This window comes from Micromonospora sp. NPDC004336, assembly GCF_053602615.1.
Genome location: NZ_JBSGDY010000004.1, coordinates 75,795 through 95,985, shown reverse-complemented (window position 1 = coordinate 95,985; position 20,191 = coordinate 75,795). Strand labels below are relative to the sequence as shown.

The 20,191-nt window shown below is 73.3% G+C and carries 19 protein-coding genes; 7 read left to right on the top strand and 12 right to left on the bottom strand.

Annotation, left to right across the window (positions count from 1 at the left end; translation table 11 throughout):
• Positions 1-121: 121 nt before the first annotated feature.
• The gene (gene miaB / locus ACWENR_RS02120; RefSeq protein WP_452275225.1) at positions 122-1,648 is read right to left on the bottom strand and encodes a tRNA (N6-isopentenyl adenosine(37)-C2)-methylthiotransferase MiaB; all 1,527 of its coding nucleotides are present in this window, start codon (positions 1,646-1,648) and stop codon (positions 122-124) included.
• A gap of 52 nt (positions 1,649-1,700) precedes the next feature.
• Here miaB and ACWENR_RS02115 point away from each other — a divergent pair, with 52 nt between their 5' ends.
• Positions 1,701-1,931 carry a DUF2277 family protein gene (locus tag ACWENR_RS02115; protein WP_452275224.1) on the top strand — a complete coding sequence of 77 codons (231 nt, stop codon included), beginning with the start codon at positions 1,701-1,703 and terminating at the stop codon, positions 1,929-1,931.
• 353 nt (positions 1,932-2,284) lie between these two features.
• Here ACWENR_RS02115 and ACWENR_RS02110 read toward each other — a convergent pair whose 3' ends face one another.
• Together ACWENR_RS02110 and selD are read right to left on the bottom strand one after the other, a co-directional pair.
• Positions 2,285-2,764, bottom strand: coding sequence for a hypothetical protein (locus tag ACWENR_RS02110; protein ID WP_452275223.1), 480 nt, complete (start codon positions 2,762-2,764; stop codon positions 2,285-2,287).
• Between the two features lie 472 nt (positions 2,765-3,236).
• Positions 3,237-4,226 carry a selenide, water dikinase SelD gene (selD, locus tag ACWENR_RS02105; protein WP_452275222.1) on the bottom strand — a complete coding sequence of 330 codons (990 nt, stop codon included), beginning with the start codon at positions 4,224-4,226 and terminating at the stop codon, positions 3,237-3,239.
• Between the two features lie 198 nt (positions 4,227-4,424).
• Here selD and ACWENR_RS02100 point away from each other — a divergent pair, with 198 nt between their 5' ends.
• From ACWENR_RS02100 to ACWENR_RS02085, 4 genes are read left to right on the top strand one after another with little or no spacing between them, the layout of a single operon-like run.
• Entirely contained in the window at positions 4,425-5,171 is a 747-nt protein-coding gene (locus tag ACWENR_RS02100; RefSeq protein WP_452275221.1) for an amino acid ABC transporter ATP-binding protein, read from the top strand.
• 57 nt (positions 5,172-5,228) lie between these two features.
• Positions 5,229-6,107, top strand: coding sequence for a glutamate ABC transporter substrate-binding protein (locus ACWENR_RS02095; protein ID WP_452275220.1), 879 nt, complete (start codon positions 5,229-5,231; stop codon positions 6,105-6,107).
• Positions 6,108-6,149: 42 nt separating this feature from the next.
• Entirely contained in the window at positions 6,150-6,857 is a 708-nt protein-coding gene (locus ACWENR_RS02090) for an amino acid ABC transporter permease (RefSeq protein ID WP_452275219.1), read from the top strand.
• Positions 6,854-7,822: an amino acid ABC transporter permease gene (locus ACWENR_RS02085; RefSeq protein ID WP_452275218.1), complete on the top strand. Its 969-nt coding sequence runs from the start codon at positions 6,854-6,856 to the stop codon at positions 7,820-7,822. The genes ACWENR_RS02090 and ACWENR_RS02085 overlap by 4 nt, the downstream gene beginning before the upstream one ends.
• Before the next feature lie 154 nt (positions 7,823-7,976).
• On the opposite strand, the gene rny is transcribed toward ACWENR_RS02085, so the two are convergent.
• The 9 genes from rny to ACWENR_RS02040 all read right to left on the bottom strand — a co-directional run bounded on the left by rny (position 7,977) and on the right by ACWENR_RS02040 (position 18,120).
• Positions 7,977-9,743 (bottom strand): ribonuclease Y, encoded by a 1,767-nt coding sequence (rny, locus tag ACWENR_RS02080; protein ID WP_452275217.1) that lies wholly within the window; start codon positions 9,741-9,743, stop codon positions 7,977-7,979.
• A gap of 542 nt (positions 9,744-10,285) precedes the next feature.
• Positions 10,286-10,999, bottom strand: a complete 714-nt coding sequence (locus ACWENR_RS02075; RefSeq protein ID WP_452275216.1) for a 3-keto-5-aminohexanoate cleavage protein — start codon at positions 10,997-10,999, stop codon at positions 10,286-10,288.
• 28 nt (positions 11,000-11,027) lie between these two features.
• A complete protein-coding gene (locus ACWENR_RS02070) occupies positions 11,028-11,726 on the bottom strand; it encodes a regulatory protein RecX (RefSeq protein ID WP_452275215.1) in 699 nt (232 codons plus the stop codon).
• 14 nt (positions 11,727-11,740) lie between these two features.
• The gene (recA, locus tag ACWENR_RS02065) at positions 11,741-12,787 is read right to left on the bottom strand and encodes a recombinase RecA (protein ID WP_132342456.1); all 1,047 of its coding nucleotides are present in this window, start codon (positions 12,785-12,787) and stop codon (positions 11,741-11,743) included.
• Between the two features lie 184 nt (positions 12,788-12,971).
• Positions 12,972-13,172 carry a DUF3046 domain-containing protein gene (locus ACWENR_RS02060; RefSeq protein ID WP_091096555.1) on the bottom strand — a complete coding sequence of 67 codons (201 nt, stop codon included), beginning with the start codon at positions 13,170-13,172 and terminating at the stop codon, positions 12,972-12,974.
• A 4-nt stretch (positions 13,173-13,176) separates the two neighbouring features.
• Positions 13,177-14,610, bottom strand: a complete 1,434-nt coding sequence (locus ACWENR_RS02055; protein ID WP_452275214.1) for an MFS transporter — start codon at positions 14,608-14,610, stop codon at positions 13,177-13,179.
• 78 nt (positions 14,611-14,688) lie between these two features.
• The gene (locus tag ACWENR_RS02050; RefSeq protein WP_452275213.1) at positions 14,689-15,831 is read right to left on the bottom strand and encodes an acyl-CoA dehydrogenase family protein; all 1,143 of its coding nucleotides are present in this window, start codon (positions 15,829-15,831) and stop codon (positions 14,689-14,691) included.
• An 82-nt stretch (positions 15,832-15,913) separates the two neighbouring features.
• Positions 15,914-16,633 (bottom strand): UdgX family uracil-DNA binding protein, encoded by a 720-nt coding sequence (locus ACWENR_RS02045; protein ID WP_452275212.1) that lies wholly within the window; start codon positions 16,631-16,633, stop codon positions 15,914-15,916.
• 146 nt (positions 16,634-16,779) lie between these two features.
• Positions 16,780-18,120: an aminotransferase class I/II-fold pyridoxal phosphate-dependent enzyme gene (locus ACWENR_RS02040; protein WP_452275211.1), complete on the bottom strand. Its 1,341-nt coding sequence runs from the start codon at positions 18,118-18,120 to the stop codon at positions 16,780-16,782.
• A gap of 34 nt (positions 18,121-18,154) precedes the next feature.
• Here ACWENR_RS02040 and ACWENR_RS02035 point away from each other — a divergent pair, with 34 nt between their 5' ends.
• Positions 18,155-19,399, top strand: coding sequence for a bifunctional pyridoxamine 5'-phosphate oxidase family protein/GNAT family N-acetyltransferase (locus tag ACWENR_RS02035; protein WP_452275210.1), 1,245 nt, complete (start codon positions 18,155-18,157; stop codon positions 19,397-19,399).
• Positions 19,396-20,064, top strand: a complete 669-nt coding sequence (gene leuE / locus ACWENR_RS02030; protein ID WP_452275209.1) for a leucine efflux protein LeuE — start codon at positions 19,396-19,398, stop codon at positions 20,062-20,064. The genes ACWENR_RS02035 and leuE overlap by 4 nt, the downstream gene beginning before the upstream one ends.
• Positions 20,065-20,191 lie beyond the last annotated feature (127 nt).

Genomic DNA, 20,191 nt, shown 5'->3' with positions numbered 1-20,191 from the left:
GAGGCCACTGTTTCCCGGAAGTTGCGCGATCTAGGGCCGCCGGGGCCACCTGGCCGGGCCAGCCAGGCGCGGCCAGGTGGGGCCGCCGTCGGGGTCAGGTCAGGTCAGCCCGACAGTCGGGTCAGTGGGCGGCGCAGCCCGTCGTCGGTGCCGGCGCCGCAGCCGGCGCGCCGATGGTGGGCAGCCCGAGCAGCACCCCGGGCGTACGCGGGGCGCGTCCCGCCTCCGCCGCGTCGCCCGCCCGGGTGCGCCGGTGCGACAGCGGCTCGCCGTCGGCGTTGAGGTGGTGCGGGGCGGCGTACGTGACGACGGTGTGCACGATGTCGCCGGGACGGATCCGCCCGACGGGAGAGCCGTCCTCGCCGTGCTGGCCGTTCGCCCCGGTGGCGAAGTGGACGAGGCGGCCGTCGCGGGCCCGGCCGGACATCCGCCCGGTGCGCTCGTCCTTGCGTCCCTCGCCGACGGCGACCAACACCTCGACGGTCTCCCCCACGAGCTTCTTGTTCTCCGCCCAGGTGATCTCCTCGACGCAGGCGATGAGCCGCTCGTAACGCTCCTGGACGACCTGCTTGGGGAGCTGGCCGTCCATCGTGGCGGCGGGGGTGCCGGGGCGCTTGGAGTACTGGAAGGTGAACGCCGACGAGAAGCGCGCCTCGCGGACCACGTCGAGGGTGCGCTCGAAGTCGGCGTCGGTCTCGCCGGGGAAGCCCACGATGATGTCGGTGGTGATCGCCGCGTCCGGCATCGCCGCCCGCACCTTCTCGATGATGCCGAGGTAGCGGTCGGCCCGGTAGGAGCGGCGCATCGCGCGCAGCACGTCGTCCGAGCCCGACTGCAGCGGCATGTGCAGCGAGTGGCAGACGTTCGGCGTCTCGGCCATCGCGGCGATCACGTCGTCGGTGAAATCCTTAGGGTGCGGGCTGGTGAAGCGGACCCGCTCCAGCCCGTCGATGTCGCCGCAGGCGCGCAGCAGCTTGCCGAAGGCGAGCCGGTCGCCGAACTCGACGCCGTAGGAGTTGACGTTCTGCCCCAGCAGGGTCACCTCCAGCACGCCCTCGTCGACCAGGGCGCGCACCTCGGAGAGGATGTCGCCGGGGCGGCGGTCCTTCTCCTTGCCGCGCAGGGAGGGCACGATGCAGAACGTGCAGGTGTTGTTGCAGCCGACGGAGATCGACACCCAGCCGGCGTACGTGGACTCGCGCCGGGTGGGCAGCGTCGAGGGGAAGACGTCGAGGGACTCGAGGATCTCCACCTCGGCGGCGGTGTTGTGCCGGGCGCGCTCCAACAACACCGGCAGTGACCCGATGTTGTGCGTGCCGAAGACCACGTCCACCCAGGGTGCCTTGCGTACGATCTCGCCGCGGTCCTTCTGGGCCAGGCAGCCGCCGACGGCGATCTGCATCCCCGGGTGCCTGGCCTTGACGGGGCGCAGGTGACCGAGGTTGCCGTAGAGCCGGTTGTCGGCGTTCTCCCGGACCGCGCAGGTGTTGAACACCACCACGTCCGGGTTGTCGTCGGCCTCGGGGGCGCGCACGTAGCCCGCCTGCTCCAGCAGCCCGGAGATGCGCTCGGAGTCGTGCACGTTCATCTGGCAGCCGTACGTGCGCACCTGGTAGGTGCGCGGGCTGCTCGCCGCTGCGGTAGTCATGACCCGCACAGCGTATCCGGGCCGAGAAGTCCCGACCGAACGAGGAGGAGCCGTGTGCCGGAGCATCAAGACCCTTCGTGAGCCGTACGTCCCCGAGGTGACCGCCGCCGACGTCGAGGCCGCGGCGCTGCAGTACGTCCGGAAGATCTCGGGCTTCCGCAAGCCCGCCGCGCACAACGCCGCGGCCTTCGACGCGGCGGTCGCCGCGGTGGCCGCGGCGACCGCGACCCTGCTGAGCGAGTTGGAGGTACGCGGCAGCCGCTCCGCCGGCCCGGCCCGCTGAACCCCGGGCGCCGGGCCGGCCGCCACTCCACGCCTGCCCCGGACCGGGCCGACCGCCTCCGCTCAGGCCGACCGCCCGCCGGGCCAAACACCCGAGCCGCCGCCTACCGGGTCGCACGCCCACCGGGTCGTACGCCCGACGGGTCGTACGCCCGACGGGTCGGAACGCCCGCCGAGACCGGCGCCCGGCCGGGGCGAACGCCCGCCGAGCTGATGCCTACCCAGGCGGTACGCCCGACGGGTCGGAACGCCCGCCGAGACCGGCGTCCGGCCGGCCTCGGCCGGTTGGCACCCGTGCTGGCCAGCACCCCCGCCCGCGCAGAGTCTGGCGCGGGCCGGGGCGGCCAGGGCGGGTCAGGCGGCGGCGAGCGCGGGGAGGATCGAGTCGGGGGCCCAGCGCGAGCGGTGGCACTGCGACCAGCCGCGGCAGCGGGGGTCGGCGTCGGTGCAGAGCCGCTGGTTGGCGAGCACCTCGCCGTCGTCGGTCTCCCGGACGTCGAAGTGCACCGGCCGGATCGTGCCGTCGGGCGCGACGAGCAGGTGCCGGCCGGCGTCGAGGGTGTCGTCGCGCAGCAGGCAGTTGCGGTCCAGCAGCCGCGCCAGCGCGGCGATGCTGGCGTGCTCGGGCAGCCGGTCGGGCACCCCGTAGCAGTCCACGATCGTGGCGAACTCCCCCGGCGCCTGCCAGACGTCGCAGATCACCGCGTACGTCGGCAGCCGGGCCGGATCCGCCGCCGCCAGGGGCATCACCACCCGACCGAGCGCCTCGGCCAGTGCCGGGTAGACCTCCACCGGCCGCACCTGGTCGATTCTCCAGTTCCACAGCTCGGTCATGCCGCCTCCTCGCTGTGCTCGTCCCACCGGCCTCCGGATCGGGCCTTAATGACGATGGTGGGGTGCATATGACCTCAGCCGGGGGCAAGTTACCGGTCTGTGACCATTCCGGGCAAAATTTCCTCGAGCGCCGGTGCTCGGAGTAGCGGAAAGGCGACAGTTTATCGGGTACGGTGCCCCGCCCCGCGCTCCCCCGCCGCTCGCATCACCCCGTTTCCAAACGAGATCCTGCGGCGCGAGCGGAGCGCCGGGCACAGCGCGCCGGACAAACGAACGCACACACTCCCCCTCTCCCCACGCCCGCGCCCGCCCCTGTGCGCCGATCTTGCACTTTCGGCCCCCGATTCGCCCCGGATGCCCGTTACATCGGGGCAGAAAGTGCAAGATCGACGGCGATGGCGGGAAGGGCGATAGCGGGAGGGCGCGGGCGGGGCGGGGCGGGGCGGGGAGGAGAGGGGCGGGGTGGGGTGGGTTAGCGGACTATCAGGCGGTGTTTGCCGGGGGGGAGTAGCTCGCCGACGACCGGGGCGTCGGGCAGCTCGCCTGCCACCAGGAGGCCGCCCGAGGTCTGCGCGTCGGCCAGCAGCAGCCGTACCTCGTCAGGGGTCCCGCCGAAGTCGGTCCAGGGCGTGACCCAGTCCAGGTTGCGGCGGGTGCCGCCGCTGACGTACCCGGCGTGGGCCGCCTCCCGGGCCCCGGGCAGGAACGGCACCCGGGCGGCGTCGATCGCCACCGTCAGCCGGCTCGCCCGGGCCAGCTTGGCGGCGTGCCCGAGCAGACCGAAGCCGGTCACGTCGGTGCCGCAGCGGATGCCGGCCGCCACCGCGGCCCGGGCGGCGTCCCGGTTGAGGGTGGTCATGGCGGCGACGGCCTCGGGGAAGCTCTCGCCGGTGGCCTTGTGTCGAGTGTTGAGCACCCCGACGCCGAGCGGCTTGGTCAGCGACAGTGGCAGCCCGGGCCGGCCCGCGTCCAGGGTGATCAGCTCGTCGGGGCGTACCACCCCGGTGACGGCGAGCCCGTACTTGGGGCCGTCGTCGTCGACGCTGTGCCCGCCGGCGAGGTGGCAGCCGGCGGCCCGGGCCACATCCTGCCCGCCGCGCAGCACCTCCCGGGCCAGTTCCAGCGGCAGCACGTCACGCGGCCAGCAGAGCAGGTTGAGCGCGACGAGCGGGGTGCCGCCCATCGCGTACACGTCGGAGAGCGCGTTGGTCGCGGCGATCCGGCCCCAGTCGTACGCGTCGTCGACGACCGGGGTGAAGAAGTCGGCGGTGGTGACCAGGCCGGTCCGCTCGTCGAGCCGGACCACCGCGGCGTCGTCACCGTGGTCGAGCCCGACGAGCAGCTCGGCGGTGCCGGTGGCCGGGCCGAGGCCGGCGACCATCGCCTCCAGCTCGCCCGGGGGGATCTTGCAGGCACATCCGCCGCCGCGGGCGTACCGGGTCAGCCGCACCGGTTCGGTCATCCCACATGATCTCCACACCATCCCCGGCCGCGCCACCGCGCGGTCGGTTTCGTGGTCAAAATCCGACTCTCGGCCCCGACCGGAAACGGTGTTACCGCTCCGTGACCAACCAGGTTGCGTACCGCCACATCCCCCCGCCTACAGTTGCCCAACCGGGGGTCAACCGACCCCGCGCGACGACAGGGATGGTGGACGAACGTGACGACGGGCGAACCGCTCATCGTGCTGGACTCGGTCAACAAGTGGTTCGGGCCGCTGCACGTGCTGGACGACGTCTCACTGTCGGTCGGGCGCGGCGAGGTGGTCGTGGTCATCGGCCCGTCCGGCTCCGGCAAGTCGACGCTCTGCCGCACCATCAACCGGCTGGAGCCGATCACCTCCGGCACCATCACCTTCGACGGGCAGCCGCTGCCGGCCGAGGGCAAGGCGCTGGCGAAGCTGCGCAGCGAGGTCGGCATGGTGTTCCAGTCGTTCAACCTCTTCGCGCACAAGACGATCCTCGAGAATGTCACCCTCGGGCCGGTCAAGGTCCGCAAGGAGAAGCCGGCGGCGGCCCGCGAGCGCGGCCTGGCCCTGCTCGACCGGGTCGGCATCGCCAACCAGGCCGACAAGTTTCCCGCCCAGCTCTCGGGCGGCCAGCAGCAGCGCGTCGCGATCGCCCGGGCGCTGGCCATGCAGCCCAAGGCGATGCTCTTCGACGAGCCGACCAGCGCGCTCGACCCGGAGATGGTCGGCGAGGTGCTGGACGTGATGACCTCGCTGGCCCGCGAGGGCATGACCATGGTCGTGGTGACCCACGAGATGGGCTTCGCCCGGCACGCGGCCAACCGGGTCATCTTCATGGCCGACGGCCAGCTGGTCGAGGACGCCCCGCCGGCCGAGTTCTTCGCCAACCCGCGCAGCGAGCGGGCCAAGGACTTCCTCTCCAAGATCCTCACGCACTAGGCGTCCGTACCTGGAGCGCGCCGTCCCCCGGCGGTTCCGTCGAAGAAGGAGATGAGTATGCGTATCACGCGCGTAGCGGCGCTCGCCGCGGCCGCCACCCTGGCGCTCGGCATGACCGCCTGCGGTGGCGACGACGCCGACAAGGGCACCGGCGCCGGCAGCAAGTCATTTGCCGCCGGCAGCACCATGGAGCGCCTGAACAAGGCCCAGGCTATCAAGATCGGCACGAAGTTCGACCAGCCCGGCTTCGGCCAGAAGGGCTTGTCGGGCAAGCCGGAGGGCTTCGACGTCGAGGTCGGAAAGATCATCGCCAAGGAGCTCGGCATCCCCGAGAACAAGATCGAGTGGGTCGAGACGCCGTCCAAGGTCCGCGAAGACGTGATCTCCAACGGCACGGTCGACATGGTCGTGGCCACCTACACGATCAAGGATGAGCGCAAGGAGCGGGTTTCCTTCGCCGGGCCGTACTACGAGGCCGGCCAGAACATCATGGTCAAGAAGGACGACGCCACGATCACCGGGCCGGACTCCTTCAAGGACGGCACCAAGAAGGTCTGCTCGGTCACCGGCTCCACCCCCGCCGAGGAGATCAAGAAGTACGTCAAGGACGTCGCGACCCAGCTGGTGCTCTTCGACACCTACGACAAGTGCCGCGACGCCCTCAAGGGTGGTCAGGTCGACGCTGTCACCACGGACAACGTGATCCTGCTCGGCTACATCGCCAAGGACGAGGCGTCCTTCAAGCTGGCCGGTGAGAACTTCACCAAGGAGCCGTACGGCATCGGGGTGAAGAAGGACGACACCGACTTCCGCAACTTCATCAACGACATCCTGGAGAAGTCGTACACCGACGGCAGCTGGAAGAAGGCCTGGGACGACACCGCCGGCAAGTTCGGCGCCCAGCTGGGCTCCGCGCCCACCGTCAACCGCTACTGATCTAATTCCTTCAATCTGGAGGGTGGGGAGGAAGACCGACCCGTGAGTGTGCTCATCGACAAGTTCGACGTCTTCGCGGGTGGTTTCTGGCTCACCCTCCAGATCTGCGTACTCGCCGCGATCGGTGCCCTGATCCTGGGCGCCGTCGTGGCGGTGCTGCGGATCTCCCCGGTGCCGCCGCTGCGGGCGCTCGGCACCGGCTACGTCAACGTCTTTCGGAACATGCCGCTGACCGTGGTGATGTTCTTCGCCGCGTTCGGCCTGCCGGCGCTCGGCTCCAACGCGGACTTCCTGCGCATCCCCGGCCTGGACGCGGTGTTCAGCAGGCTCGACACCGACCTGCCATACTTCCGCCTCGCGTTGATCGCGCTGGTGCTCTACACCGCCGCGTTCGTCTGCGAGGCGCTGCGCTCCGGCGTCAACGCCGTCCCCGCCGGCCAGGCGGAGGCCGCCCGGTCGCTCGGCCTCACCTTCGGCCAGAACCTGCGGTACGTGGTGCTGCCGCAGTCCTGGAAGGCCTCGGTGGTGCCCCTCGGCTCGGTGATCATCGCGATGATCAAGAACTCGGCCCTCATCGGCTTCTTCGGCGTCGTCGGCGACCTCTCGCAGACCGCCGACCAGCTCACCTCGGCCGACGGCTACGCCTTCGTCCCCGTCGCCATCGGCATCTCGATCGGATACCTGATCATGACTGTCCCCCTCGGCGCGCTCCTCGACCGGATCGAGAAGCGACAGGCGGTGGCCCGATGAGCCAGCAGAGCGTCCTCTACGACATCCCCGGCCCCCGGCAGCGCCGGATCACCCTCGTCACCAGCGTGGTGGCGACCGTGCTGCTGCTCGTGGGCGCGTACTTCCTGATCTACAAGCCGTTGGACGCCAAGGGCCAGTTCTCGATGGAGCTGTGGGGTCCGCTGATCGACCCCTCCAACGAGAACTTCTCCCTGGTGTGGGACCGGATCGGCCTCGGCCTCAAGAACACGCTCACCGCCGCCGTCCTGGCGATCGTCGCCTCGCTGGTGGTCGGCACCCTGCTCGCGGTGCTGCGGATCCAGCTCAAGAGCCTGACCCGCCGCCGCTTCACCGGGATGGCCACTCCGGTCTCCTACCTGCTGCGCGGGCTGAGCACGCTGTTGTCGGCGGTCACCCGCGTCTGCGTCGAGATCTTCCGGGGCCTGCCCGTGGTCATCACGATCTTCTTCGTGGCCCGCGGCTTCCCCGAGTTCGGGGTCACCTTCGACAACCTGTGGTATCTCGTCATCGGCCTGACCGTCTACAACTCGGTGGTCATCGCCGAGATCCTCCGCTCCGGCATGGAGGGCCTGCCCGGCGGGCAGGCGGAGGCGGCGGCCGCGATCGGCCTCTCCCCGATGCAGACCACCCGGATGATCCTGCTGCCGCAGGCGTTCCGCATCATGCTGCCGGCGCTGATCAGCCAGCTCGTGGTGGTGCTCAAGGACACCTCGCTCGGCTTCATCATCAGCTACGAGGAGACCCTGAACATCGGCAAGCAGATCATCGGCGTGCTGGACAACCCGATCCAGGTCTACGTCGTGATCGCGGTGATGTTCATCCTGGTGAACTACTCGCTGTCGAAGCTGGCCCAGTACGTCCAGCGCCGGATGTCGCGGGGCCGCAAGACCGCCGGCACCCCGGCGCAGAACCCGCCCCCGGCGGCGCTCATCTCGCAGGCCGAGAGCGGCGCTCAGGGCGTCTGATCCCGACCCACGACGAAGGGCCGGCCCGATCTCGGGCCGGCCCTTCGCGTTGCACCGTGAGCCGTCCACCCGCGTGACGGGATCCCCGGTCGGCGGTCCACCCGCGTGACGGGATCCCCGGTCGGCGGTCCACCGGCGTGACGGGGTCCCTCGGTCAGCGGGCGATCTCGGTGACCCGGGACTCGCGGACCACGGTGACCCGGATCTGCCCCGGGTAGGTCAACTCCTCCTCGATCTGCTTCGCCACGTCGCGGGCCAGCACGGCGGCGCCGATGTCGTCCACGTCGTCCGGCTTGACCATGACCCGGATCTCCCGGCCCGCCTGCATGGCGAAGACCTTCTCCACGCCGAGCTTGCCCGCCGCGATCTCCTCGATCCGCTCCAGCCGCTTGACGTACGCCTCCAGGCTCTCCCGCCGGGCGCCGGGCCGGCCGCCGGAGCAGGCGTCGGACGCCTGGGTGAGCACCGCCTCGATGGTCTGCGGCGGCACCTCGTTGTGGTGCGCCTCGATGGCGTGCACCACGTCCTCGCTCTCGCCGTACTTGCGGGCCAGGTCGGCGCCGATGATGGCGTGGCTGCCCTCCACCTCGTGGGTGAGCGCCTTGCCGATGTCGTGCAGGAACGCCGAGCGCTTGATCGTCGGCACGTCGAGCCGCAGCTCGGCGGCCATGATGCCGGCGATGTGCGCCGTCTCCACCAGGTGCTTGAGCACGTTCTGCCCGTACGACGTCCGGTAGCGCAGCCGGCCGAGCAGGGTGACCAGCTCCGGGTGGATCTCGGTGATGCCGACCTCGACCAGGGCGTCCTCGGCGGCCCGCTGGCAGAGCTCCTCCACCTCGTGCCGGGCGGAGTCGTAGACCTCCTCGATGCGGTGCGGGTGGATCCGCCCGTCGAGGACCAGCTTCTCCAGGGTCAGCCGGCCGACCTCCCGCCGCACCGGGTCGAAGCAGGAGAGCAGCACCGCCTCGGGGGTGTCGTCGATGATCAGGTTGACGCCGGTGACCGACTCGAAGGCGCGGATGTTGCGGCCCTCCCGGCCGATGATCCGCCCCTTCATCTCGTCGCCCGGCAGGTGCAGGACGCTCACCACGCTCTCCGCGGTCTGCTCGCTGGCGACCCGCTGGATGGCGTCGACGACGATGTGCCGGGCGCGCTGCTCGGCGGTGTTGCGCGCGTCGGCCTCGATGTCGCGCACCAGCAGCGCGGCCTCCCGCTTGGCCTGGACCTCGATCGCCTCGATCAGCTCCGTCCGGGCCGTGTCGGCGGTGAGCCCGGCGACCCGCTCCAGCTCGCGGCGGCGCTGCTCCTCCGCCTCGGCCAGTTCCGCCTCCCGCTGGTCCAGCGCAGCCTCCCGGGCGGCCAGGGCCGCGCTGGCGGCGCTGAGCTGCCGCTCCCGCTCGGCGAGCCGCTCCACCTCCTCGGTGTGCAGCCGCTCGCGCTCGTCCATCCGGGCCGCCCGCCGCTCCACCTCGGCGGCCTGCTCCCGGGTGGTGGCGGCGAGCACCGCGACCTCGCGTTCGCCGCTGCGCCGAGCCGTGGCCCGGAGTTGCTCGGCGTCCGCCTCGGCCTGCTTGTGGGCCCGCTCCAGGATGGTGTCGGCCTCGGCCCGGGCGTCGTCGAGCACCCGGCGGGCCTCGGCGCGGGCCGCCTTCGCCTCGGCCTTCGCGGCGGCGGCCTCGGCGCGGGCCGCCGCGGCCGCGGACTTCGCCACGTCGATCGTGCTGTTGGCCTCGTCGGCGGCGTTGCGCAGCGCGGCCAGGGACTGTTCCTGCCGGTCCTTCTCGGCGATGAACGCGGGATCCTCGGGTGCCGGCGCCGCGCCGAGCCGGCGCAGCATCCGTACGCCGAACAGCACCGCCCCGAGCACGACCACGGTCAGGACCAGCACCAGCGCGAGGATCACGACGTCGAACCCGCTCATGCCGGGGCTCCGTTCGCCCCGGCGCCCTCGGGGCCCGGCCCGACGTGCGGCCCGCTCATGTCGGCACCCCGGTGCACCTGCGCCGCCTCGCCATGGCCGCCTCCCCTGAACGTCGGGACCGCAGCGACGGTGCCGGTTGGGCACGCACCCCTGCGGCTGTGGACGCCCGACCGGAGCGACTGGCCGTGGGTAGGTTGCCGTCGGCGGTGCCCATGCGGGGCATCGCCGTCGGCCAGGTGCAGTTGTCGCGCCAGCCCCGGACCGGCCTGTCCGAAGCTGCCGCCAGTGGCCGACGGATCGGCCAAAGTGATGCTGTTCCGTTACGCGATCTATGTTGTGCGCTTAGCCTGCGCTGGTCGGGCAATGTGAGCCTGTATGGCGAGGCTAGGTCTCCCGGGGTGGTCTGGTCAAGAACTCATGATCAAACCCCCCGAACGGAGAGAAGTTGTCACGTCACGGTGCGCTGACCTGGCGGCGGACATCGGCGGACAAGCCGGGCACGACGCCGTAGCGCACGCCGCATCGGCCCTGCTCAGGCAGAGTCAGCGAGCACCCGCGGCCACCGCCGCCGTCACCAGTTCGGCGTTGCCGGGCGCGAGCTCCCCGTCGGGCAGCCGCAGCGTGTCCTCCAGGCCGATGCGGCTGTGCAGGCCCCGACGGACCGCCTCGGCGAGGACCGGCCAGGTCGCCGGGCCCTCGGCGTGCAGGAGCACCGGCGGAGCCCCGGCCGCCGGGGACGGCAACGCGGCGAGGATGTCGGCGGCGTCGGCCAGGGCCACCGCCGGATCCTCGGCCATGCACTCGACCAGGATCCGCATCGCCGGCACCCGCCAGCCCTTGTATGACTCGACCGCGTCGCACGTCCAGAGCCCCGCCTCCACGCCGACGCCCCGCTCGTGCAGCGCCGCGGCGACCTCCTCCGCGCCGGGCTCGTGCGCGTTGACGGAGGCGAAGTCCGGCAGGACCGTCCAGGCCCGGACCGCCGCCACCCGGGCGGCCGGATCCGGCTCGATCCACGCACCTGTGCTCACCCCGACCGGCAGCCCCGGGTTGGCGGCCCGGATCGCGTCCAGCGCGGCGGCGATCACCGACGGGTGCAGGGACTCGCGGCCGGCGGCGTCCCGGGGGTGCACGTGCACCGCCCCGGCGCCGAGCCCCACGCAGCGGGCCGCGTCGGCGGCCAGGTCGGCCGGGGTGACCGGCACCGCCGGGTGCTCGTCGGGACCACGGCCGCCGTTGAGGCACGCCTTCAGCACTGAGATCTCCCTCCGGTCGCCGCCCTGATCACCCGGCGACACGACTGTCGCGGTCGAGCTCGCCCTCGGCGTCGGCGAGCGCGTCGGCGTCGATCTGCTCGGCGAACTCGGCCGCCTCGGCGCTCTGGGCGGCCAGCGCGTCCTTCACCGCCCGGATCGCCACGCCGGGCGGATAGCCCTTGCGGGCGAGCATGGCCACCAGGCGCCGGAAGACCGCGTCCGGCTCGCCCCGGGCGGTGCGCAGCTTCCGCTCGACCAGGGCGCGGGCGGTCTCGGCCTCGGTCTCCTCGTCGAGCTCACCGAGGGCCTCGCTGGCGACCTCGCCGTCGACGCCGCGCTGGCGCAGCTCGTTGGCGAGCGCCCGACGGGCCAGGCCCCGGCCGGTGTGCCGGCTGGACACCCAGGCCCGCGCGAAGGCGGCGTCGTCGATGATGCCGACCTCGTCGTAGCGGTCGAGCACCTCCGCCGAGACCTCCTCGGAGATCCCCCGCCTGGCCAGCGCCCCGGCCAGCTCGGCGCGGGTGCGCGGCCGGACGGCGAGCTGGCGCAGACAGATCTCCCGGGCCAGCTCGCCCTCGTCACGCGGGGCCGCGGGCGGCGCCTCCGGGTCGGGTTCTCCGGTGTGACCACGGCGGCCCCGACGGGCCCGGGGCGCCGCGGTGTCGTCGCCCGCGCGGGACGGACTGGCGTCCCAGCCCCGCCCCGTGCGGGCGCGTCGTCCTGCCACGGGTCAGCGACCGGTCAGAAGTCGACCGGCGGCAGCTCCGGGCCGCCGGCGGCGTCGCCCGCGCCGACCCCGACGCCGAGCTTCTCCAGGATCTTCTTCTCGATCTCGGCGGCCACGTCCGGGTTCTCCCGGAGGAACTCGCGCGCCTTCTCCTTGCCCTGGCCCAGCTGGTCGCCGTCGTAGGTGTACCACGCGCCGGACTTGCGGATGATCGCCTGCTCGACACCGACGTCGATCAGCGAGCCCTCGCGGGAGATGCCCTTGCCGTACATGATGTCGAACTCGGCCTGCTTGAACGGCGCGGCGACCTTGTTCTTCACGACCTTGACCCGGGTGCGGTTACCGACCACGTCGGTGCCGTCCTTGAGGCTCTCGATGCGGCGCACGTCGAGCCGGACCGAGGCGTAGAACTTCAGCGCCCGGCCACCCGTGGTGGTCTCGGGGCTGCCGAACATCACGCCGATCTTCTCGCGGAGCTGGTTGATGAAGATCGCCGTGGTGCCGGTGTTGTTGAGCACACCGGTGATCTTCCGCAGCGCCTGGCTCATCAGCCGGGCCTGGAGACCCACGTGGCTGTCGCCCATCTCGCCCTCGATCTCGGCGCGGGGCACCAGGGCGGCCACCGAGTCGATGACGATGATGTCGATCGCGCCGGAGCGGACCAGCATGTCGGCGATCTCCAGCGCCTGCTCGCCGGTGTCCGGCTGGGAGACCAGCAGGGCGTCGGTGTCGACGCCGAGGGCCTTCGCGTATTCCGGGTCGAGCGCGTGCTCGGCGTCGACGAAGGCGGCGATGCCGCCGGCCCGCTGGGCGTTGGCCACCGCGTGCAGGGCCACCGTGGTCTTACCGCTGGACTCCGGACCGTAGATCTCGACGACCCGGCCCCGGGGCAGACCGCCCACGCCGAGCGCCACGTCGAGCGCGATGGAGCCCGTCGGGATCACCGAGGTCTGGATGACCGGCCGCTCTCCCAGCCGCATCACCGAACCCTTGCCGAACTGCTTGTCGATCTGAGCGAGAGCAAGGTCGAGTGCCTTCTCCCGGTCGGGCCCTGCGGCCATGTTTGCCACCCCTGCCTTCGCCGGCGTCTTTCCTGAGCTTCGCGTCACGCGGACACGCTAGGCGCTGGGTCCGACAGAAAACCAGCCGACCGGCCGCGAGCTGTGGACGAGCACCCCGCTGTGGACAATAGCCGAACAGGTGTACGAGTCGGCAAGCGACACGCGGAAGCCACGAACCGGCTGCTCAGCGTAGCCGAGCGGGCACTCTGTCGGGGTAGGCGGCGCAGACCGCCCGCCACACGACGTGCGCCTGCTCACCCGAGGCCAGCGCCTGCTCGACGGTGCGCCCGCCGAGCTGGGAGAGCACCTGGTCGCGGGCGATGCTGGCCGCGTAGGCCGAGCCGAACGCCTCCTCCAGCCGGGACCAGAAGTCGGTCAGCCGCACGTGATCAGTCCTCCTCGTCCGGTGCGCCCGCCGGCACCGGCCGCAACGCTAGCGCCACCAGGGGCACCGCCGCGACCGCCGCGAGCAGTGCGAGCACCGGATAACCCGCAACCTCCATGACAAACCCGCTGAGCGCCCCCGCGCCGGCGCCCGCCAACCCCATGGTCAGGTCGGACAACCCCTGCACGCTCGGCCGGATCCCGACCGGCACCGACTCCGACAGCAGGGTGGAACCGGCCACCATGGTCCCGGACCAGCCCAGGCCGAGCAGGAACAGCCCGACCGAGAGGCGGGCCGTGTGGTGCCCGGCGGTGCCGGCGACCGCGCACGCCACCAGCAGCACCCCGACGCCGCCGAGGATCACCGCCCGGCGGCCGAACCGGTCGGTGAGCCAGCCGGCCACCGGGGCGAGGGCGTACATGCCGGCGATGTGCAGGCTCAGCACGAGGCCGACCACCCGCAGCACGTCGGCGTCGGCGTGCCACTCGTGCAGGCGTACCGGGGTCATCACCATCACCGCGACCATCACCAGGTGCCCGACCGCCACCGCCGCGATGCCCAGCCGGGCGGCCGGGCGCGCGCGTACCACCGACCAGGCGGCCCGCATGCCCGCGCCGCGCCGGCCGGTCGGCGCCGGCGCGGCGACGGCGGCCGGCGGCGAGGCGACGGCGTCCGGCGGAGCGGCGGCGGGAGCGGCGGCCGGCAGAGCGGCGGCGTCCGGCAGAGCGGCCGCGAGGGCGTCCGGCGGAGCGGCGGCGGCATCCGGGGGCGGCGCGGCCGGCGGGGCGACGACCGCCGCCAGCCGGCGCGCGGTGAGCAGCGGGTCCGGCCGCAGCAGCGCCAGGATCACCGCGGCGGCCAGCGCCAGCGCGACGGCGCTGAACGCGAACGGACCGGCCAGCGTCGGCAGGCCCCAGCCGCTGGTGGTGCGGTCCGCGAGGGAGGCGAAGTTCGGGGCGGCGACCGCGCCGATGGTGGTGGCCCAGACGATCAGCGAGAGCTGACGGCCCCGGCGCGCCGGCTCGGCGAGGTCCACCGCGGTGTAGCGGGCCTGGAGGTTGGCCGCGCTGCCGCCGCCGAAGAGGAGCATGCCGAGGAAGAGCAGCGGGACCCAGCGGGTGACGGCGGCCAGGACCACCAGAGCGCCCCCGACCGCGCCGGCGAGGTAGGCCACCACCAGGCCGGGCCGCCGACCGTGGCCGTTCATGATCCGGGTGACCGGTACGGCGAGCAGCGCGCCGCCCACGACGGCGGCGCTGCTGACCAGGCCGGCCATGGCGGTGCCGGCGATGTCGGCGGCGAGCAGCGCCCCGACGGCGACCCCGACCGTCACGCCGATCCCGCCCACGATCTGGGTGACGAAGAGCAGCCGCAGGGTGCGCCGCTGGATCGGCGCGACGTCGGGCGCGGTCAGCGGCGCGGCCAGGTCGGTGGCCATCGGCGGCTCCTCGGTGGGTAAGGGGCGGGTGCCCGTTCCATCCTTGCGCACCGGCTCGGCCGCCCCGCAGCCGGTGCGCTACAGGCCGAGGCCGCGGCCGATGATCTCCTTCATGATCTCGGTGGTGCCGCCGTAGATCGTCTGCACCCGCCCGTCCAGCCACGCCTTCGCCACCGGGTACTCCAACATGTAGCCGTAGCCGCCGTGCAGCTGCACGCAGCGGTCGGCGACCCGGTTCTGCAGCTCGGTGGTCCACCACTTCGCCTTGGCGGCGTCGGTGACCGAGAGCCGGCCGGCGTTGTACTCGGCGACGCAGTGGTTGACGAACGTGCGCGCGATGGTGACCTCGGTGTCCAGCTCGGCCAGGAGGAAGCGGTTGTGCTGGAACGCCCCGATCGGGCGCCCGAACGCCTCCCTGGTGCGGGCGTGGTCGAGGGTGAGCGCGAGCAGCCGCTCGCAGGCGGCCACCGCGGCGACCGCGATGCTGAGCCGCTCCCTGGGCAGGTTGGCCATCAGGTGGTAGAAGCCGTGGTTCTCGGTGCCGACGAGGTTCTCCGCCGGCACCCGGCAGTCGGCGAAGAACAGCTCGGCGGTGTCGTTGGCCCTCAGGCCGACCTTGGCCAGCCGCCGGCCCCGGGAGAAGCCGGGGGTGCCGGCCTCCACCGCCACCAGGCTCACCCCGTGCGCGCCCCGGTCCGGCGCCGTACGCACGACCACGAGCACCAGGTCGGCCAGCTCCCCGTTGGTGATGAAGGTCTTCTGGCCGTCGAGCACCCAGCTGTCGCCGTCGCGGACCGCGCTCGTACGGATGCCGGCCAGGTCGGAGCCGGCGCCGGGCTCGCTCATCGCGATCGCCGTGACCAGGTCGCCGGAGCAGAACCCGGGCAACCAGCGCTTGCGCTGCTCCTCGGTGGTCAGCTCGGTCAGGTACGGCGCCACCACGTCGTTGTGCAGGCCGAAGCCGAGCCCGGTGCAGCCGGCCGCGACGATCTCCTCGTCCAGCACCGCGTTGAACCGGAAGTCCCGCTGACCGCCGCCGCCGTGCTCCGGGTCGACGTCCATGCCCAGCAGGCCGGCCGCCCCGGCCCGGCGCCACACCTCGCGGTCGACGATGCCGTCGGCCTCCCAGCGCTCGTGGTGGGGCACGGCCTCCCGGCTCAGGAACTCCCGGCACAGCGCGCGGAAGTCCTCGTGGTCGCGCTCGTAGAGATGCTGCTCCATGGCGGCCAGTGTGGCACCGCCCACCCGTCCTGCCCAGGGGCCCGACGGCCGGCCCGCCACCCCGGGGACGGCTGCGGCGAGATCACGATCGGCGACCGCCACCGTCGAGGGCGCGGGCGGCCACGGTGAGGTCGGCGACCAGCCCCTCGTACGCCTGGTCCTGGTTGTCGGCGCGGAGCACGGCGGACGGGTGGATGGTGGCCAGCAGCCGGGCCGGCGGCGCGTCGGCGACGGTGCCCTTCGCGTCCACCGGCACCCGCTGGAAGTCCTCCGGGTGCTGGGCCGACGCCGGCCAGGGCAGCAGCTCGCCGCGCTGCCGGGTGACCCGGAACGCCGGGCCGAGCAGGGCCTTGGCCGCGGTCGCGCCGAGCACCACCACGACCTCCGGGCGCAACTGGGCGAACTCGGCCACCAGCCAGGGCCGGCAGGCGGTGACGTGCACCCGGTCCGGCGTCTGGTGGATGCGCCGCCTGCCGCGCAGCTCGAACCTGAAGTGCTTCACGGCGTTCGTCAGGTAGATGTGTCGCGGGACGAGCCCGGCGTCGTCGACCGCCCTGCGCAGCAGCCGGCCGGCGGGGCCGACGAACGGCAGGCCCTTCTGGTCCTCCATGTCGCCGGGCTGCTCGCCGACGAAGACCACCCGGGCGTCGGCGTCGCCCCGGCCGAACACGGTCTGCGACGCGTCCCGGTAGAGCTCGCAGCCCCGGCAGCCGCCGGCGGCGGCGCGCAGGTCGTCGAGGGTGTCGGCCTGCGGCGGGATGAACTGCTGCGCGCCCGGCGCGGTCTCGGTCTGCTCGGCCATGGCGACTGTTCTACCCCGCCCGCCGCCGGTCACGCGCGGGGACCCGCCGCGACGCCCCGCCCCCGGCGGCGAGGTCGGCGACCGCAGGCGAGCGGCGGCCCGCCGCCCCGGGGCCAGTTCCAGCAGGCCGGCGCGGGCCGGCCGCCTCACGCGGTGAAGCCGCCCGGCGGGGCGGGCCGGACCGCCCGGGCCACCGCCCGGGCCAGCGCCGGGATCTCCGCCTCGTCGAGCGGGCTGACGGTGATCCGCAGCCCCGGCGGGCCGGCGATCCGGTAGAGCGTGCCCGGGGCGACCGCCCAGCCGGCGTCGCGCAGCGCGGTCAGCGCGCTGGTCTCGTCGGCGACCGGCAGCCAGACGTTGATGCCGCTGCGCCCGTGGGCGGCGACGCCGTGGCCGGCGAGCGCGTCGAGCAGGGCCGCGCGCCGCAGCTCGTAGCTCGTGGCCGCGTCGTCCACCAGCCGGGCCGCGGCGGGGTCGCGCCACAGCGACAGGACCAGCCGTTGCAGCACGGTGGAGACCCAGCCGGCGCCGACCCGGGCCCGGCCGGCCACCCGGGCCACCGTGGTCTCGTCCCCGACCAGCACGGCCAGGCGCAGGTCCGGCCCGAGGGGCTTGCTCACCGAGCGGACGAAGGCCCACGTCGGGGTCGCCCCGGCAAGCGGGTGCAGCGGTACGCGGGCCAGCTCGGCGGCGTGGTCGTCCTCGATCAGCAGCAGGTCGGACCGGCCGGCGAGCAGCGCGCGCAACTCCTCGGCCCGGCCGGCGGAGACGGCCGCCCCGGTGGGGTTCTGCGCCCGGCTGGTCACGATCAGCGCCCGTGCGCCGGCGGCGAGGGCGGCCCCGACGCCGCCGACGAGCGGGCCGTCGTCGTCGACCGGCACGCCGATCGGCCGCAGCCCCAGCGCGGCGACCAGGTCGAGCAGGTTGGCCCAGCCCGGATCCTCGACCGCGACCGCGTCGCCGGGGCGCAGGTGGGCGCCGAGCAGGCGCTCGATGCCGTCCAGCGCGCCGCCGGTGAGGGTCAGCTCCGCCGCCGGCACGCCGTCGGCGGCCAGCCGGTCCCGGGCGGCCGCGGCCAGCTCGGGCAGCACCCCGGCGGCGGAGTACCCGACGGGCGGCCCGGCGTCGGCGGCGAGGCCCGCCAGGTGCGCGCCCAGCGGCGGCAGCAGCCGCGCGTCCGGCTCGCCCAGGGAGAGGTCGCGCAGGCCGGGGGCGGGCGGTGGGCGCAGCGCGGAGCGGCGGGCCGCCACCGGCGGGCGGGGGCGGACCCGGGTGCCGTGCCGGCCGGCGGTCACCACCAGACCCCGCTGGCGCAGTTCCTGATAGGCCCGGGCGACGGTGGCCGGGCTGACCGCGAGCTGGGCGGCGAGCGCGCGCACCGCCGGCAGGGGGGCGCCCGGGGGCAGGGCGGCGGAGCGGATGCCCGACTCGATGCTGGCCGAAATCTCGACGGCCGTCGTCCCGGTGACCTGATAGCGTGCTGACACAAATCAGGGATTGTACTAGAACAAAGGTCGAGCCATGTACGCACCCACCGGACGGACCACCGCCAGCCGCTCGCGGGAGCGGATGAGCTACGACGAGGCCGCCGCGCACGCGGTCCTCGACGAGGCGTACGACTGCGCGCTCGGGTTCACCGTCGACGGCGAGCCCCGGGTGCTGCCCACCCTGCACGTGCGCGTCGACGACACCCTCTACCTGCACGGCTCCACCGGCAGCCGGCCGCTGCTCGCCGCCCGGGGCGAAGGACTGCCGGTCTGCGTCGCGGTGACGCTGCTCGACGGCCTCGTCTACGGCCGCTCGCAGTTCCACCACAGCGCCAACTACCGGTCGGTGGTCGCGCACGGCACCGCGCACCTCGTCACCGACGAGCAGGAGAAGGCGCGGGTGCTCACCGCCCTGGTGGAGAAGGTCGGCGCCGGACGCAGCGGCGACAGCCGGCCGCCGAGCCGCAAGGAGCTGGCCGAGACCGCCGTGCTGGCCCTGCCGCTGCGCGAGGTCTCCGTCCGCGCGCGCACCGGCGGCGTACGCGACGAGGAGGCCGACCTCGCCCTGCCGCACTGGGCCGGGGTGGTGCCGCTGCGACTCACCCGGGGGCTGCCCGAGCCGGACGTCGGGGTGACCGCGCCGGTGCCGGCGTACCTGCGGCCGGCCCGCTCGCCGTGGCTCGACCCGGCGGCGCTGCGCGGCGGGCACGTGGTGCTGGAGCCGCTCGACCCCGCGCACGCCGACGAGCTGCACGCGGCCACCGCCGACCCGGAGGTCTGGCGGCACCTGGGCAGCGTCACGCCGGTCGACCCCGCCGGCACCGCCGAGGTGGTCGCCGCCGCCCTGGCCGCCCACCTGCGCGGCGAGCGGGTGCCCTGGGTGCAGCGCTGCGCCGTCACCGGCGCCGTGGTCGGCACCACCTCCTACTACGAGGTGGACCCGGAACGCCGGTCGGTGGCCATCGGGTACACGTTCCTCGGCCGGCCGTGGTGGCGCACCGGGATCAACACCGAGGCGAAGCTGCTGCTGCTCACGCGGGCCTTCGACGAGCTGGGGGCGGTGCGGGTGGTGTGGCACACCGACATCCGCAACGAGCGCTCGCAGCGGGCCATCGAACGCCTCGGCGCGACCCGCGAGGGAGTGCTGCGGATGCACAGGCTCCGCCCGGACGGCTCGTGGCGGGACACCGTGCAGTATTCGATGACCGTCGACGAGTGGCCAAAGGCACAGGTCACGCTGCGGGAAAGGCTTCGCCGGACGGCACCGGCGACCCGATGATGTCGGGCGTGCTGGGTATCACCGACATCTGGACGTACGTGCTGGGCACCGTGGCGATCATCCTGCTGCCGGGCCCCAACTCCCTCTTCGTGCTCTCCACCGCCGCGCAGCGGGGCGTCGCCGCCGGCTACCGGGCCGCCGGCGGGGTCTTCGTCGGCGACGGGGTGCTGATGTTCCTCTCCGCCGCCGGGGTGGCGTCGCTGCTCAAGGCGTACCCACCGCTCTTCCTGGTGATCAAGTACGCCGGCGCCGCGTACCTCGGCTACGTGGGCCTGACGATGCTGCGCGGGGCCTGGCGGCGCTGGCGCGACCGCAACGACCCGACCACACCGCGGCTGATCGACGCCGCGGAGCCGGCGGCGATGCGCAGCCCGTTCCGCAAGGCGCTGGTGATCAGCCTGCTCAACCCGAAGGCGATCCTCTTCTTCGTCTCGTTCTTCATCCAGTTCGTCGACCCGGGCTACGCGTGGCCGGCACTGTCGTTCCTGCTGCTCGGGCTGATCGCCCAGGTCACCAGCGCGCTCTACCTGACCGCGCTGATCTTCGCCGGGACGTTCCTGGCGGCGCAGTTCCGTCGACGTCGCCGCCTCGCCGCCGGCGCCACCACCGGCGTCGCCGCCCTCTTCCTCGGCTTCAGCCTCAAACTAGCCACCGCCACCGTCTAACCCCCTCCCCTCCACCCCCCGCCCCGCCCCGCCCCCCGCCCTCACCCCCGCCCCGCCCCGCCCCCGCGATCTTGCAGTTTCTGCCCTCGCCATGGGCTGAAAGCCCGAAATGTCGGGGCAGTAAGTG